Consider the following 16,409-nt stretch of genomic DNA (forward strand, 5'->3'; position numbering starts at 1 on the left):
CGGAGCATGACCGCGATCGACCCCGTGACCGTATCCGTCGTCCAGCATCGCCTGCAGGCGATCGTCGAGGAGATGGGCGAGGCGATGCTGCGCACCGCCTATTCGCAGATCCTGAACTCGAGCCGCGACTTCTCCACTGCCCTGACTGACCCTGAAGGCAGGCTGGTCGCGCAGGCCGAGCACGTGCCCATCCATGTCGGCGCCCTGCCCTGGGCGGTGAAGTCGGTGCATGACTATTTCCGCGGCCGGATCCATCCCGGCGATGTGTTCCTGCTGAACGACCCGTATCGCGGCGGCAATCATCTGCCTGACCTGACGGCCTTCGTGCCGGTGTTCGACGGTGATCGCCTGGCCTTCTGGGCGATCAACCGCTCGCACCAGAGCGATATCGGCGGCGCCACGCACGGTGCCTACAACCCGGCCGCGACCGAGATCTGGCAGGAGGGCATCCGCATCCCGCCGTTGCGCCTCTACGATCGTGGCAGGCTGATCGACGACGTGGCCGAACTGCTCGTGCTGAACGTGCGCCACCCGCGTGATTTCCGCGGTGACCTCGCGGCGATGATCGGCTCCGCCCGCGTCGGCGAGAGGCGATTGCAGGCGCTGCTTGCCGAATTCGGCTCACCCACCGCGCATGCGGCGATCGAGGCCGTTCTCGATGGGGCGGAGCGCCAGGTGCGCGCGGTGATCGCCGCCTGGCCCGACGGCGTCTACCACGGCGAGGCGATCATCGATGATGATGGGCATCGATTCCGCGACATCCATATCCGCGCGACCGTGACCAAGACAGGCAGCGACCTCGTCGTCGATCTCTCCGACAGCCACGAGGAAGTCGATGGTTTCATCAATTCTGCCTATGCGAACACGCGCTCTGCCGTCGTCGTGGCACTTGCCTACCTGATCGATCCGGAGACGCCGAAGAACGACGGTGCGTTCCGCCCCCTCACCGTCATCACGCGCGAGGGAACCATCGTCCACCCGCGCCCGGGCAAGCCGGTGACGCTGTCGACCAATTGCTGCGGCCAGGAGATCATCGAGGCCGTGATCAAGGCGCTGGCGCCTGCCTGCCCTGATCGTGCGATGGCGGGATGGGGGCGGCGCTTTCGCATCGCCATCCAGGGCCGCGATCCGCGGCGCGACCGGCCCTTCATCTGGCACCTGTTCCAGGCCCGCCCCGGCGGTGGCGCGTCGCCCGTGGGCGATGGCTGGCCAGGGGCTGGCGAGTGGCAGGCGGCAGGCGGCATCAAGTTCGGCAGCATCGAGGTGGCTGAGGTGCGCTTCCCGCTGTTCTTCCTCCGTCACGAATTCCGCCCCGACAGCGGCGGCGACGGGCGCTTCCGCGGCGGCCCTGGGGGCGACCTTGCCTTCGCCGTGGAGGTGGCCGAGCCCGCCGTCGCGAACACGGCCGGCGACGGTATCCGCCACGGTGCGTGCGGCCTGTTCGGCGGGCATGACGGCGCGCCCCACCACTATGTGCTGCGGTCTGCCAGTGGCGGGAAACGTGAGCTGAAGACGAAGGAGGCCGGCATCGTGATCGCGCCGGGCGACATGATCATTGCGCAGTCGGGCGGCGGCGGTGGCTGGGGCGACCCAGCGGAACGCAGCCTGGAGGAACGCCAGCGCGACGAAACGCTCGGCTTCGTCACCGGCGAGGCCCGGTGATGCGCTATCGCATCGGAATCGATGTCGGCGGCACCTTCACCGACCTTGTCGCGGTTGACGAGGCCGGGCGCGTCGTTCACGCCAAGGCCGCCTCCACACCGCATGACCAGTCGCTCGGCGTCATGGAGGGGCTCGGGCTCCTTGCCGCCGCGCTCGACCTCGGCCTGCCACACTTACTTGCGGGGACGGAACGGATCGTCCACGGTACGACGGTGGCCACCAACGCGCTGCTCGAGCGCAAGGGTGCGCGTACCGCGCTGCTGACCACCGAGGGGCATCGCGACATCCTCGAGATGCGCGAGGGGCTGAAGGACGATCGCTACAACCTCCGCATGCCGCCGCCCGAGCCGCTGGTGCCGCGCGATCTTCGCCTCGGCGTTGCCGAGCGCATCCGCCATGACGGGCGTATCGAGACACCGCTCGACCCGGCCTCCCTCGCACGGGCGATCGAGGTGCTACGCGCGCGCGAGGTCGAGGCCGTGGCCGTCTGCTATCTCCATGCCTATCGCGATCCGTCGCATGAGCGTGCCACGGCGGAGGCCATCCGCGCGGCACTGCCTGGCAGCTACGTCTCGCTCAGTTCGGATGTGCTGCCGCAGATCAAGGAGTACGAGCGCACCTGCACGACCGTGGTCAACGCCTATGTCGGGCCTGCACTTCGCCGCTATCTCGAACGGCTCGCGGTCAGGCTTGCGGAGGCGGGTTCGCCCGTGCCGCTGCTGATCATCCAGTCGCATGGCGGGGTGGCGACGGTTGCGGACGCCGTTCGGCTTGCCGCGGGGGCGGTGCTGTCGGGGCCGGCCGGTGGCGTCGCCGGGGCTGCACATGTCGCGCGGCTGACGGGGGTGGGCGATCTCATTCCCTTCGACATGGGCGGCACGAGCACCGACATCTCCCTGGTGACGGCCGGCGAGGCGGCGATCTCGTCCGACCGCAAGCTCGCCGGCCAGCGCGTCGGGCTGCAGAGCCTCGACATCGCGAGCATCGGCGCCGGCGGCGGCTCGATCGCGCGCGTCGATGCCGGCGGCGTGCTGCATGTCGGGCCCGAGAGTGCCGGGGCGATGCCGGGGCCCGCCTGCTACGGCCGCGGCGGGGAGCGTGCGACGGTGACGGATGCGAACCTCGTGCTCGGTTATCTCGATGCCGCGAACTTCCTCGGCGGTCGCGCACGTCTCGACACCGCGGCGGCCGAGGCGGCGGTCGATCGCATCGCCATCGCACTCGGCGTCGATCGCATGGCGGCGGCCGCCGGCATCCATCGCGTCGTCAACACGCGGATGGCGGAAGGCGTGCGGCTGGTCTCGGTGCGCCGTGGCATCGATCCGCGGCGCTTCGCGCTGCTTTCCTTCGGCGGGGCCGCGGGGCTGCACATCACCGACATCGCGCGGCAGCTCGAGCTCACCCGCGTCATCGTGCCGCGGCTTGCCTCGGTTCTCTCCGCCTGGGGCATGCTCGCGACCGACCTGCGCTACGAGCTTTCGCGCACCCATCTCGGCGATGCGAGCGTGCTGTCAGCCGATGCGCTGCGCCAGGCGTTCGCCGGCATGGAGGGGGAGGGCCGCGCGCGGCTCGCCGCCACGCGCTTTGCCGGCGAGGTGCGCACGCAGCGTTCGGCCGAGATGCGCTATGGCGAGCAGATCTTCGAGGTGATGGTCCCGCTCGACACGCTTGCCTGGGAACGTGACGACCTCGTCGCACAGATGGCCGATGCGTTCCACGCGCGGCACGAGGCGCTCTACACCTACGCGCTGAGGGACCAGGAGGCCGTTCTCGTGAACGCCCGCATTGCTGTGATCGGCGCGCTGTCACCTCTCGCGGCAGAACACCGTGCCGCCAGCACGACCGGTAGCGCGGCGGCCACCCGCCGCGTCCATCTCGGCGGATGGATCGACGTTGCGGTTCATGATCTCGATGGCCTCTCGCCGGGCCAGGTGATCGCCGGCCCGGCGATCATCGAATCGAGCACGACGACGGTACTGCTGCGGCCGGGCGACAATGCGACGGTCACGCCGCTCGGCTGGCTCGACATCGCGGTGCAGGGCCGCAGCGGGGGATAGCGGATCGCGCGATCGTGCCCTCGCCAGCGCGCCGCCGTGCCACCATCTCCGCCGCAGGGCGAGTCACGGGGATTGTGTGGCGATGGGGCTTCTGATCGATGGCAGCTGGACCGATGGGCGGCCCGATGCGAAGGGCGGCGAGGGCCGCTTCGTGCGCGCGCTGTCAGGCTTCCGCAACTGGGTGACGGCGGATGGCGCGCCGGGGCCCACGGGCACGGGGGGGTTTCGGGCGGAGCCTGGGCGCTATCACCTCTACGTCGCCTACGCCTGCCCCTGGGCGCACCGCACGCTGATCTACCGCGCGATCAAGGGGCTCGACGGCATGATCTCGATCTCCGTCGTGCACTGGCTGATGGCGGAGAATGGGTGGAGCTTCACTGACGGTCCTGGCGTGATCCCCGACGGCGTGAACGGTGCGCGCCATATCCATGAAGTCTACACGAAGGCTGACGCTCGCTATACCGGCCGCGCGACCGTGCCGGTGCTGTGGGACAAGGCCAGGGGCACCATCGTCTCGAACGAATCCTCCGAGATCATCCGGATGCTCAACAGCGCCTTTGATTGCGTCGGCGCGGCGCCCGGCGACACCTATCCAGAATCGCTGCGGGGCGAGATCGATACGCTGAATGAGCGCATTTACGAGACGGTGAACAACGGCGTCTACAAGGCGGGCTTCGCCACGACGAAGGCGGCCTACGAGGAGGCCGTCGTGCCGCTGTTCGAAACGCTCGACTGGCTCGACGCGCGCCTGGCGACAAGGCGCTACCTGACTGGCGAGGCGATCACGGAGGCGGACTGGCGGTTGCTGCCGACGCTGCTGCGGTTCGATGCCGTCTATGTCGGGCACTTCAAGTGCAACGTCCGCCGCATCGCCGATTATCCGAACCTCTCCGGCTATATGCGCGACCTCTACGCACAGCCTGGCATTGCCGAGACGTTCAACATCGATCACGCGAAACGGCACTATTACGAGAGCCATCGCGGCATCAACCCGACGGGAATCGTGCCGGCGGGCCCGATGCTGGATTTCACGCGCCCGCATGGTCGCGACGGCATCGGGGCATGATCTCGCGCCGCGCCTTCACCGCCACCGTCATTGCCGCTACGGCAGCGCCATTCGTCAATCGCGCCACCGCACAGGCGACCGACGATATCCGGAGCATGATCGCCGGCATGAACCAGCTGCATTCGTTGCAGATCCAGCTTGGTGATGAGGTGGTGTTCGCCGCCGCCCCGCGTGGGGCCGGGCTCGATCGCATGGCCAACATCAAGTCATGCTCCAAGAGCCTCGTCGCCCTGCTGCTCGGTTCGGCGATCGATCGTGGCGAGATCGCTGACGTCACCGCTCGGTTGCGCGACGTTGCGCCTGCGCTGATTCCGCCGCGCGCGACTGCCGGTGTTGGATCGATCACGATGCAGGATTTCGTCACGCTGAGCGCCGGGCTCGAGGGGACGTCAGGCGCGGGTTATGGACGCTGGGTGAGTTCCGCGAACTGGGTGGCGGACGCGCTGCAGCGACCGATGGTCGATACGCCGGGCGGACGGATGATCTACTCCACCGGCACGACGCATGTGCTCGGCGCGGCGATCGCGCTCGCCACCGGGCAGAGCCTGCTCGCACTTGCGCGTGCGAGGCTCGGCGCGCCGCTTGGCATCGAGATCCCGGCCTGGACGCGCGATCCGCAGGGCAACTATCTCGGCGGCAACGACATGGCGCTGACCCCCCGCGCGATGCTGCGCATTGGCGTGATGATGCGCGATGGCGGTCGTTACGCTGGCGCCCAGGTAGTGTCAGAGGCGTGGATGCGCGCTTCGCTCATTGCCCGCACGCGATCGCCCTGGTCGGGCCTCGGCTACGGCTATGGCTGGTTCCTCAGCCAATCCGGCTACGTGATCGCGCGGGGCTTCGGCGGGCAGCTGATCGCGGCGAACCCGGGCCGGGGCCTCGCCGTCGCGATCACGTCGGGGCTGGAGCGGCCGGCACGGTCGCAGGGCTATTTCGGTGAGCAGATGGCCCTGCTCGACGGCCCCGTCCTGGCGCTCGCCTAGGCCGGCTCAGCGGCCGAGCGCTGCGGCATAGCGGGCAGGATCGAAACCCACCAGGATCGTTCCGCCAACGGTCAGGACCGGCCGCTTGATGGCAGACGGGTGGCCCAGCATCAGCGCGATGGCGCGCGCCTCCGTCAGCCCCTCCTTCTCGGCGTCGGGCAGCTTGCGGAACGTCGTGCCGGCGCGGTTCAGCAGCACCTCCCAGCCCGCGCTCTTCGCCCAGGCCGCGAGCATCGCCCGGTCGATGCCCTGCGTCTTGTAGTCATGGAACGCGTGCGCGATGGCGTTGGCGTCCAGCCAGGCCCGCGCCTTCTTCATCGTGTCGCAGTTCTTGATTCCGTGGATGGTGACATCTGCCGGCATCGCTTCCCTCACTCCCGTTCGATTGCTGCGCGCCCCGGTCGATGCCTGCCTTCAGCGATCCCACCATCGTGGGGCCGGCTGCGCAGAGCGGGCAGCGCTGAGCGGGGGCAGCTTCGGCCTCTGATCCTCGGTCATCCCGGCTGGATGTAGAAGGTCGGCGCCGGATAGACTGCGGGGCTCTGGTCGCGAATCACGCGTGCCGTGCGATGCGGCCGGTTCGACGGGCGCGTGTCGAGGTAGTGCTGCGTCACGAGCGGGCGGAAACCTTCGGCGCGGATCCAGTAGTGGATATGCGGCGGACGCGGCCAGTACTCCTTCGGAAACAGCGACATCACGTCGAAGCGGCCCGCGTGGTCTGTGATGACGGTGCCGCGAAGGTCGATCTCGTCGTCACGAAAATCGCTGTAGTTGCCCTTCGTCTGCGGGTGGTAGCGCCCCTGGCCATCCGTCTGCCACAGCTCAAGCCTCGCACCGGGGACAGGCTTCTCCGGGTCCGCCGCATTCATCACCTGCCCGACAATGCGCATGGTTTCACCAGGCTTGCCGAAGCGGTTCAGATTGGCAACGATCGGGGTGTTGGCGATGTAGTAGGGTCCTTCCATGTCGCTCGCCGTCGGCACCATGGCCTGCTGTGCCGCCGCCCGACCAAACGACAGTCCAAGACCTGCCGGCACCATCGCCGCAACCGTGAGAAAGCGGCGGCGAAGTGTCTGTCGGTCCGTGCTGTTCACGCCGCTTCTCCTCGACTTCGGTTCCGGTGCTCCACGCTTGCCTCATGGCAGGGCACGCGACGGCGGACAAGCGCGAGCTTGGTGGAGTCGATGAAGGCGATGTCAGGCTTACTCGCGTCAGGGGCAGTGGATCACGGGGCCCGGCCAGGGATGCCGCCGCCACGCCACGGCCGATGGCAAAGGGGAAACCGAGGTTTTCCGTCCCGACGAGCAGCCTGGCGCGGAGCCCCTCCGGCGTGGCGGACGTTGCCCGCGCCTTCTCCCAATGGTCCAGATAGGCCAGCGTGGCGTCGAACACACTCGCGTCATTGGCGCTGCCCGGCTTGCGGTGGCCGGGGATGAGGGTGCGCGCGCCGACGCGGACGCTTCAAGGCGAGCGGTGCGAATACGCTGATATCGTCAGCACGTGTCACTTGGTGCGGGATATCGGCCGATCGGCGAAAATCACTCCCACTCGATTCTCTCAATGCATCGTAACGTGCTGATTTATAAGTGAAAAATCTTTCTTCTGACGGTCAAAACCCGACCGCCGAGCCGTCAAAATCTTTCGCTTTTGATTGCAAAGGAAAATTCGCGCGATTTGGATTTAGCGCGGTTTCATCGTCTATCGACAACGATCGGTCAATTTTTCGCGCCATCAACCATGCAGGGCACTGCGCGCCGATGCGAGAAAAGACCGTCGCCGTTCATAGCACAGGACGTTCGTGCTCGCCATGCTCAACGTCTCTCCCCCTTCCAGATCTACTCGCTGGGCCTGGTGACTTGATGCAAGGCGAATGAACCGGATAGACAAGCGCTTCTGGCTGCGGCGGTGTGGAAGGACACATGGCCAGCAAAGGTCCGAGATGGTGACGAGAAGGCAGCGGCGTAATGGCTCGGTGCGCTAAGCCCATCCACTAGCCGGTTTCGAGTCCGGTCCGCAGCAAATCGTCGGGACCGGCATCGATGCCACGACGCTCTATGCCTATTATATCAAGCCGCCGCTCTCTACACGATCCTGCAATATTGCGATAAGACCAACCATGACCAAGAGCATGAAATGGCTGCAGGCGAAGGCGCCCGGATTCAATCATCTCGCCAAAGATGAGCAGGCCGCGATTACTGACTTCGCGCTACTCTGGAGCCTGTTCGAGTCCCGCGTCCTTGACACCGAGGGCAACGTCAAGGCGATCTGCGGCGCGGTCGAGGCGTGGCAGGAGACCGGGAGGCTCGATGCTGACGCCTTCAACCCCGAACTCGGCTACTTCCGGCAGCGCTATTACGCCGATGGCGCCTTCACCTATCACTTCGACCATCTGCATTTGAGGAATCCCGACCGCGAGGCCCTGGTACGTGCCGTGATCGACGGCAGCGACAACGACCCATGCAGCCGCATGGCCGCCGTCCTCATCATCGTCTTCCGCTATCGCAACAACCTCTTTCACGGCGTGAAATGGCAGTACAAGCTGCAAGGCCAGCTCGGCAATTTCACCACCGCGAACGACGTGCTCATGAAGGTGCTGGAACGGCACGGCGCACTCGCTGACGGATAAGAGCGCCGGCGCACGCCCACGACGGCCGGAACTGTCCATGCCCGATACCAACGACGCCATCCCGCCAAACCTTGCCAGCCTTCATGCCGGGGAAGAATTCCTGCGCGACAAGGCAATCGGTCTCATCGCTGGCGATGAGCGCCTGAAGTTGCACCTGACCATCACCGAAGCGGCCATGGACCTCGCAGATGTCCTGCGCCAATTCGAAACCGCCGACGAGGACCTCAAGGTCATCCAGTTGCTTGGGATGCGCACCTTCAATGCCTTCGGCGCGAGCGTGAAGCTTGCTCTATCGGGCTACAGCCAAAACAGCGCACTGATACTGCGTGACGTGCTCGAGACGGTCTTCCTGATCGACTATTTCGCCGGCGACCGAACCCTGATCGAGCGTTGGCGTTTCGCCGACAAGAAGGCGCGCCTAAGGGACTTCGGACCGGTGAAGGTTCGCGAGGCCCTCGACGCCCGCGACGGTTTCACCGACAAGAAGCGCTTCGCGATGTACGAAATGTTCTCCGAGCTCGCCGGCCATCCCACCATGAAGTCTGCCTTCATGATGCGGCCGCAGCGCGACGGCGACGCGGTCATCGGCCCGTTCATGGAGACGACGACCTTGGAAGCCGTCGTCTCCGAAATGGGTCGCCTCGCGATCCAGGTTGGCGAACAGCTCAACCTGTTCTTTCCAGCCGACTGGCCGCAGGGCCTTCCGAGCCGCCTCGCCTTCACCAAGCTCAAGCAGCGCTGGATCGCAACCTTCTACCCAAGTCCTGGTCACGCAACGCCGACGTCCGATAAGCCCGACGGCGCGTGACCGTCGGGCTCGTCATTACGATCTGCCAGATATCCGGGTCCAGACGCGGCGCCAGAAGCCCGGTTCCTCCTTGGGCGGAACGGGTTGAACCGAAGGTTCGACCTTCGGTGACTCCCCGTAGAAGCGCGCTTTGGCGGTGCGATCCCGACGACGCTCGGCTTCGACCTGCTCGTCACTCCACGGGCCGGCCTCGATCACTTTGCCGCGGTCGATCACATAGTGCGACCGGCACTTCAGTGTCCAATTGCCGATCGACGGGCGCAGCGAGATGGTCTCGCCGTCGAACGTCATCTTCCAGTCCGTCGGCGTGAGGGGCGCCACGACCTCCTCGCCGCAACCGCAGCAGCAGCTGTGGGCCGATGTCGCATATTCCATCGAGACATAGAGAATGCCCGCCTCAAGGCGCTCCGGGATGTGTTCGACGAAACGATGGTCGAGTCGCTTGTGTCGCATCACGCGAGGTCCCCATTGATCAGCATGTTGCCGTCGGTGGTGTAGGTGCAGTGATGCTCGCGCTCGAGGTCCCGGTAGAAGCCTCGGATCTTCTTCCACTTAACGACCGCGAGGACCGCATTCAGCGCGTTGAGGTCCGCGACCTGGATGTTGGAGGCGTAGATGTCCTTGGCGCCGCCGCCGACGAAGGAAATGCGCTGCCGCGCATGATCCCGTTTCTCCGGCGTGCTGGCGGTCACCCGTAGGATACCGCCGAGCGACCCCTCGTCGAGCTCAAGACCCATGCCGACATCGACGAACGCGGCGCCGATCGCCTCAAGCTTCTCGACGATCAACCGCTTCGCTTCGCCGGCGTCGAGGGATAGGAACGCGAAGGTGACACCGTCGAGAAGGTGCAGGTTGTCGGCCCCGAGCTCGACATCGTGCGCCACGATGTTGCGGTGCATCCGGCTATAGACGCGCTTCAGATAGTCGACCTTCTTCGGCGCCTCGCGCAGTTCTTCCAGGCTCGGCGCGCCGGGCGCACGAAACGCGTTGTGGGTCAGGAACTCGTCGCTGTCGAAGAGCCGGATCTCGCGAACCGGCGTCTTGGCGACGAAGTCCAGGATGTAGCCGCCGGTGCCGCCGCCGCCGATGATGGCGACCCGCTCGTTGACGAGCCGCTCGGTCAGGACGCCGATACCGACACGGTCGGAGGCGGTCTCGACATAGTTGAAGACGCTGTCTTCCTCTTCTTCCGGTTCGCGGAAGGTGCGAGCGGTCATGCCGGGCTTCAGCACCGCAGCGGGCCCCGCGATGATGTTCGCGTAGCTCGTCATCTTGTGGTGGTAGTCCGTGTAGCCGCCATCCGGCTTGCTGGAGAAGCTGTGTGTCGCTTTGAGGCCGTGGCCGAGGTCGAAGGCGCCGGCCTGATGCGAGATCCCCTGGATAGGTGTCCCATCTGCGCGGCATGGGAAGTCGCCATCCCAGTGGACGACATGGGTGTCGGGCGTGCGCGTCGCATCGCCGGCCAGCGTGAGGCTCGAGATGAGGGTGCCGATGCGCACCTCCCGATGCGCATCGACATAGGGCACCTCCCGCATGACGAGATGCCCGCCCTGCCGCTGGACGAAGTAGCCTTCGTCCCGCAGCCGCTTGAGGTCGAGATTACGACTGAACAGTTCGCGTGACATTGAACACCGTGCCTTTCTTCTTGACGTCGACCGAGCCGCCGGCACCGAGTTCGCCCGCGTGCGGCGTCGACGCCGCATGCCGATAGGTCATCGAGAAGACGACGTTGGGCTCGTGCTGGCCCGGGAAGGCGAGCTGGACGATCTGCTCGAACGTGACCGTGCGGGCATTCACCGTGCGCGGCCGCGAATTGACTATGATCTCGAACGTCAGCCGCGCGGTGATGAACCGCTCGATGCCGGGCTCGGCCAGATCGATCATCTCGCCATGCTCGATCAGGCGATCTTCGCCGCCGGGGACCTCGAGGAAAACGCCCTCCCCCTCGCCCGGCTTGGCGAGGCCGTAGAGCACCGCACCGCTGAGGATGGGCTTGCCCCAGCGCAGCTCGTCGTCGTTCAGCGTGAGCTTGAAGTCGCGATCCGTCAGGAAGGCGACGAACCGCTCGGCGCCGTGCTCACGCAGGTCGAAGGGCTCGTTCAGCCGCACGTCCTCGAAGTCCCCCGAGGGGAGAATCGCGAACAGGCTGTAGCCGTCCGGCGGGTCCAGGGCCCCGGCCTCGAGCAACTGACGGCCGAGCGGCACGGGATCGCTCACCTGACGGGACTGGAAGTTGAGATCGCCCTGCGCGAGCAGGAAGCGATACCCCCGCGCCGGACGCAGCGCCCGGCCTTCGCGCAGGGCGTCGCCGAGATCGTCGTAATCGAGAAGCTCTTCGGTGTTCATAAGATTGGATCCTTAGGTTCTGCCGCGGCGATGCAGCGGCTCTAAGGGTCCAATCGGGGCGAGATCCGCCGACCGGTAAGGTCAGACGAACTTTTTTCGCAGGGGGCCGTCGGGGGTCTGCCCGCAGATGAAGAAGGCCGGGCAATTCGGGCAGGTGCGCGACGACACCTCTGCCGGAAACCGTCCAGCGCGGATGTCGCCGAGAAACTTGGCGAGCTTGTCCTTGCGCCCCTTCAGCTCCCGATCCGACAAGGCGAGCGCATGCGTCTCGCCATCGGAAAGATGGACGAGCTCCGCGACGGCGCCGGGAAAGGCCTGCTGGACCGCCAGCATCAGCGCCGCCGCGCCGACATCCTTGCTCTCGGCCGACCGCCTATGGCCCGTGCGGATACGACGGACGGTCCGGACGCCGTCCGGCCGCACCAGCACCTCGTCCGGCCGAACGATGATCTCTTCGCCGCCGAAATTGAGGCTGAGCGCGACCGGCGCCTCGGCGACCGCGTCGGCGCGATTGGCCAGGAGGAAGCGCAGCATCGCCAGCGCCAGGTCGCGGAATTCTGCGCGATAGCCATGGTCGCCGAGGCCCTGACCGGCAAGCGCCGCGTCGGTGCGATCCTCCAGGTCCCGCTCGGTTATAGGGCTATCCGACGTGATCACCCCCTCGACCACCACGCGCACCGCCTCGTGAAGGTGCATGAAGGCGGTGGCGGTCCGCCGCCCGCCGACCTGCAAGACATGCGTGTAGAAGAAGCGGCGCGGGCAGGACTCATAAAGGGCTATTTGCGCGGCCCCGAACTGCAGCCGTCCATCGACGATCAACTCGATGCCCTGAGCTTCCGCCGCCATGGGAAGCGGCCGCGCCGGCACGACCGAACGGCGCGTCAAGTTGGTCCCGAGACGGTCGAGGAATGGCGATAGCGGTCGATTGTGGCCGTTGCTCTTCTCGGTCGGCGCATAAAGGATCAGCCGGTCGCGGGCGCGCGACTGCGCCACGTAGAACAGGCACTCCTGCTCCTCGGCCTGGCCCGCGCGGAACGCCTCCAGCGCGCTGCCTTCGGCCCCCGCGATCATGCCGTCGGGCGCCGGACAGGGCGGCGCCGGCGGCGTGCGCGGGATGGTGTCGCTGTTGAGCCCTGGAATATGGACACCGCCGAACTCCAGGCCCTTGGCGCCATGGATGGTCATCAGCCGCACGGCGTCGAGATGCTGGGCGGCCGCCGGAAGCTGACGCAGGTCGCGATCGTCACCGAGACGGACAAGCCTACGCACCCGATCGAGCACGCGCGTAATCGGCAGTCCGCGGCCGGCCGGCTGGACCCGCAGGAAGTTGAGGAACTGCCAGATCGCGATGCCGCGCGTGCGATCGGCGAGGTCCGCCGACCCGCCAAGGCGCGCGGCGATGCTGGTGCGATCGAGCAGCAGCGTCGCGAGCACGGTCCAGGGCGCGGCCGTTTGGTCGAAGCCGCTGAGCGCGGCCGCGAGCTTGGCGAACGCCTGGCGGCCGGCATCGCCGACGCCGGGGATCGCATCCACCTGCTGGAGCCAACTGCCCGGGGCGTGGTCGGTCGCCCGCAGATGCTCGAAGATCGCCGCCACGTCCGCAAAAGAGATCGTGAAATCACGCCAGCAAGCGATGCGCACTAGGCCCATGGCGCGCCGATCGACAAGGACGGAGAGCAAGGCCAGGAGATCCTTGACCTCGGCCCGCTCGAATAGGCTGCCCAGAAACAGCACGGGCACACCAAGCCGCTCAAGGTCCTGCCCGATCGTCGACAGCTTCTCATTGCCGGTGCAGAGGACCGCTTGGTCACGATAGGCATAGCCCTCTCCACGAAGCGCCTCGATCGCGTCGGCCAGGGCCACTTGCTGCTGCTCGGCGCGCTGCACCGTGCGCAACTCGGGCTTCTTGCCGTTGCCGTCGCGCTCGGCGTCGAGACCGCTGTCCGCGTCGCCCGCGCGCATCGTGATCGCGAAGCCGGAGAAGCTGGCGACGATCTCCGGCACCGAGCGATAGTTGCGCTTCAAGCGGCCGCGCATGCCGCCGGGAAAGTCCCCCTTCCCGAACCGGGTCATGTTGAAGGACGACGCGCCCCGAAACCGATAGATCGACTGCTTGGCGTCGCCGACCATCCAAAGATTGCGGCCGCTTGGCCGCAGCGCGCTCAGCAAGCGCACGCTGCTGCGGTTCACGTCCTGATACTCATCGACCAGGACGTGGTCGTATTGCGCCTGCAGCGTTGCGCGGATGGCCGCGTCGGTCTCGAGCAGCTTGACCGGCAGGGCGACAAGGTCCCCGAAGTCGACGCAATGCGCGTTGCGCTTGAGCTGTTCATAGGCGGCGTAGACACGGGCCACCTCGCCGGCGCGTTCGGCGGCGTCGCGTCCATCAGGGTCGCGAGCTTTGGCAAGCATGGCGGCGGCGAGCGCAGCATAGGTCTCGGCGTCAACCACCTCGTCCTTTGCCCGCGACACCGCGGCCAGCATGTCGGCGATGATCTGGGTTGGATCGTAGAGATTGCGGTAATGCGCGAGCCTCAGCCGCGGGAACTCCTCCTCAAGGAGCTCGACCGCCTCGGTCCGATCCATCATCCGCGGGTCTTTCGGCAGCCCGAGCTCGGCATGGAAACGACGGATGATATCGAGACCGAAGGCGTGGAACGTGCCGATCCACATCGCGGCCGCAGCCTCGGGCCGCTTGCGCGCAATGCGCTCCGCCATCTCGCCCGCCGCCTTGTTCGAGAAGGTGAGCAGCAAGATGCGCCGCGAATCGACACCTTCCTCCAGAAGGCCTTCGACACGCGCGATCAGCGTCTGCGTCTTGCCGGTGCCGGGGCCCGCCTCGAGCAGATAGGCTTCGCCGCGATGCGCTGCGGCCTCGGCCTGCAGGGGATTGAGCGGCCGCTCGACATGCGTCGCGGCCGCGGCAGGCGGCACCGCTGGCAGGAGCAAAGCGTCGAACAGCTGCTGCGCGACGACCTCGAACGGCGCGCCGAGCTTCGCGGCGATTGCGGAGGCGGGGAGCCCCTGGTCGAGATGGAGCACGCGCGCGACAGTGCGCGGCAGCAGCAGCTCGCGCGCAAACAGGTCCATCTGGACCTCGCGGCGCTGCCGGCGTCCATAATCGACAACCCGATCCATCCCGACCGGCGAAGGCTCGGCCGCGCGAGCCGGATCGATCGTCGGCGCGGGTTCGCTTTCGGGATCGTCGCCGAGCTCGACATGGCCAATCTCGTGCGCCACGAGGAAGGCCTGCTCGAAGCGAGACCCCACGCGCTCGTGAAGGATCAGATCGTCGGCGGCGACGAAGGTTGCGCGACCGCCGTTGAGGACGGCCGCGCCGACGGCCGTCGGTTCGACATCGATCCCGCGCCGCTTGGCCTCAGCGACCGCAAAGTCATAGGGCGACCAAGGATCGGCGCCGGATGCGACGAGGCGAGCATGAAGCTCGGCAGCGATTTGCCTGGCGAGCTCCACGCCGTCCATCTCAGTCGGTCTCCGCCAACAGCTGGGCGCGCTTCTCGGCCGGGACGCCGGCGTCAATCAGCACTTGCTCGAAGCTGACCTGCTCGCCGGCCGTCGGCTTACTGTCCGCCTTGTAGCTGCGCGCGCCGGCCAGTTGACCCGGCCCCCAAGACGCTTCCAACTGCGCCACGGAGCTTCTCGCCGCCTCGGCGAATCGCTGGAGAAACCGCCGCGGGATGCTCACGAGGGATACCCGCCGTTCGCGCAGTGCGGTCACGACCTGTCGAGGCACATCCAGACCTCGGGCCACTGCGCGCCAGTCATCGACCGTCAGCGCCGCAAAAGGGTCGGCCGCCGCCGCCGGAGAAGCCGCGGCGTGTTGCAACCATGCCGTGTTGATCAAGGCCTGGTCGGCACCGGAAAGTGGTGCGGCTTCGTCACAGGCTTCGCGACTAAGCTCGCGCGAGAGGTCGATCAGCTCCCCGGCATATTCCGGGTAGAGCCGCAGATAGCGCTCCAAGGTCGATCGACCAGGCTCGCTCTCGACCGCAAACGCGTCGAGCACAGTTTCGCGGGCGGGACGTGCGCCAGCGGGACTCACCGCTCATCTCCGTCGGCCATGGCCGCCCGTAGTGCGGCGAAGGCCTTGTCGCGATAGGTTCGAACAGTCTTTTCGGAGCGGCCCAGGGCTTTCGCGATGGTCATGACGTCCGGCTCCTTGGAGTCGATGGGAAAGCCTTGCCTCAGCATGTGAATGATCCTGCTTTGTTCTGTCGGTAGAGCCTCAATCGCCGCATCCAGGCGCAACCGGTAAGCCGGATCGTCGAAATCCGACGCGGCGAACGGGTCGTAGACCCCCGCGGCCGCCTCGACCTCCGGCGACAGCTCGCCGCTCTCCTCGTCAAATTCGAGGGGCTGGGAACGGTTCTCGTCGCGCCAAGCCTGCTCCTGCGCGTCGCGCCGCAGACTTGCCAACGCGCCGTCAAAGCGCACCTCGAAATAGTCGACCTTGTCGACATAGCCGGCGCGATCCGCCGAAAGCAGCTCGACGAACCGGCCGAACACCTTGTCGCGTATGACCCCGCGCGTCAGCGACTCCGTCTCGCCGTCAACGCTTTCCGCCCTGGGCAGACTACGCAGCACCCGTTCGGTCAGTATCCTATAGAGGCGCTCGAACCCCGCCTCATTATTGTCATGGCGGCTCGCGCGCAGGAAATAGACGAGACATTCGCTGGGGATATAGCCTGGGTCGGCGCGCTTCGTGATCGCGGCCCTGGCGATCAATGCGTCACGCGGCATGACCGCCAGTTCGGCGATGAGCGCTTCTATCGTCGGGTCGCGCGCATAGAGCTCTCCGGTGACGCGCCGTTTTCGCAGCGGCGTCACCACCGCCTCGTCC

14 protein-coding genes are annotated in these 16,409 nt (G+C 66.7%); 6 read left to right on the top strand and 8 right to left on the bottom strand.

Annotated features, from left to right (window positions below; translation table 11 throughout):
* The first annotated feature begins 6 nt into the window (after positions 1–6).
* The 4 genes from Q0C38_RS17635 (at position 7) to Q0C38_RS17650 (ending at position 5,768) form a co-directional block, all read left to right on the top strand.
* Entirely contained in the window at positions 7–1,662 is a 1,656-nt protein-coding gene (locus Q0C38_RS17635; RefSeq protein WP_291298437.1) for a hydantoinase B/oxoprolinase family protein, read from the top strand.
* A complete protein-coding gene (locus Q0C38_RS17640) occupies positions 1,662–3,719 on the top strand; it encodes a hydantoinase/oxoprolinase family protein (protein WP_291298438.1) in 2,058 nt (685 codons plus the stop codon). The genes Q0C38_RS17635 and Q0C38_RS17640 overlap by 1 nt, the downstream gene beginning before the upstream one ends.
* A gap of 82 nt (positions 3,720–3,801) precedes the next feature.
* Positions 3,802–4,785, top strand: coding sequence for a glutathione S-transferase family protein (locus tag Q0C38_RS17645; RefSeq protein ID WP_291298439.1), 984 nt, complete (start codon positions 3,802–3,804; stop codon positions 4,783–4,785).
* Positions 4,782–5,768 carry a serine hydrolase gene (locus Q0C38_RS17650; protein WP_291298440.1) on the top strand — a complete coding sequence of 329 codons (987 nt, stop codon included), beginning with the start codon at positions 4,782–4,784 and terminating at the stop codon, positions 5,766–5,768. The genes Q0C38_RS17645 and Q0C38_RS17650 overlap by 4 nt, the downstream gene beginning before the upstream one ends.
* 6 nt (positions 5,769–5,774) lie before the next feature.
* Here Q0C38_RS17650 and Q0C38_RS17655 read toward each other — a convergent pair whose 3' ends face one another.
* Together Q0C38_RS17655 and Q0C38_RS17660 are read right to left on the bottom strand one after the other, a co-directional pair.
* The gene (locus Q0C38_RS17655; RefSeq protein WP_291298441.1) at positions 5,775–6,131 is read right to left on the bottom strand and encodes an arsenate reductase; all 357 of its coding nucleotides are present in this window, start codon (positions 6,129–6,131) and stop codon (positions 5,775–5,777) included.
* Positions 6,132–6,262: 131 nt separating this feature from the next.
* On the bottom strand, positions 6,263–6,862 hold the full coding sequence (locus Q0C38_RS17660) for a hypothetical protein (RefSeq protein WP_291298442.1): 600 nt from the start codon (positions 6,860–6,862) through the stop codon (positions 6,263–6,265).
* Positions 6,863–7,884: 1,022 nt separating this feature from the next.
* Between Q0C38_RS17660 and Q0C38_RS17665 the strand changes: the two genes are divergently transcribed.
* Positions 7,885–8,394, top strand: coding sequence for a hypothetical protein (locus Q0C38_RS17665; protein ID WP_291298443.1), 510 nt, complete (start codon positions 7,885–7,887; stop codon positions 8,392–8,394).
* Between the two features lie 37 nt (positions 8,395–8,431).
* Positions 8,432–9,202, top strand: coding sequence for a hypothetical protein (locus tag Q0C38_RS17670; protein ID WP_291298444.1), 771 nt, complete (start codon positions 8,432–8,434; stop codon positions 9,200–9,202).
* A 15-nt stretch (positions 9,203–9,217) separates the two neighbouring features.
* Here the strand turns inward: Q0C38_RS17670 and Q0C38_RS17675 are convergent, their stop codons facing one another.
* From Q0C38_RS17675 to Q0C38_RS17700, 6 genes are all read right to left on the bottom strand, one after another.
* Positions 9,218–9,655, bottom strand: coding sequence for a DUF6527 family protein (locus tag Q0C38_RS17675; protein WP_291298445.1), 438 nt, complete (start codon positions 9,653–9,655; stop codon positions 9,218–9,220).
* The gene (locus tag Q0C38_RS17680; RefSeq protein ID WP_291298446.1) at positions 9,655–10,827 is read right to left on the bottom strand and encodes a ThiF family adenylyltransferase; all 1,173 of its coding nucleotides are present in this window, start codon (positions 10,825–10,827) and stop codon (positions 9,655–9,657) included. Before Q0C38_RS17680 ends, Q0C38_RS17675 begins: the two co-directional genes overlap by 1 nt.
* The gene (locus Q0C38_RS17685; protein WP_291298447.1) at positions 10,802–11,548 is read right to left on the bottom strand and encodes a multiubiquitin domain-containing protein; all 747 of its coding nucleotides are present in this window, start codon (positions 11,546–11,548) and stop codon (positions 10,802–10,804) included. Before Q0C38_RS17685 ends, Q0C38_RS17680 begins: the two co-directional genes overlap by 26 nt.
* Positions 11,549–11,629: 81 nt before the next feature.
* Entirely contained in the window at positions 11,630–15,031 is a 3,402-nt protein-coding gene (locus Q0C38_RS17690; protein WP_291298448.1) for a UvrD-helicase domain-containing protein, read from the bottom strand.
* 1 nt (position 15,032) lies between these two features.
* Entirely contained in the window at positions 15,033–15,611 is a 579-nt protein-coding gene (locus tag Q0C38_RS17695) for a hypothetical protein (RefSeq protein ID WP_291298449.1), read from the bottom strand.
* Positions 15,608–16,399, bottom strand: coding sequence for a DNA-binding response regulator (locus Q0C38_RS17700; protein ID WP_291298450.1), 792 nt, complete (start codon positions 16,397–16,399; stop codon positions 15,608–15,610). Before Q0C38_RS17700 ends, Q0C38_RS17695 begins: the two co-directional genes overlap by 4 nt.
* Between the last annotated feature and the right edge of the window lie 10 nt (positions 16,400–16,409).

Origin of the sequence: Elioraea sp. (assembly GCF_022842375.1) — a bacterium.
Lineage (GTDB): Bacteria > Pseudomonadota > Alphaproteobacteria > Acetobacterales > Acetobacteraceae > Elioraea_A.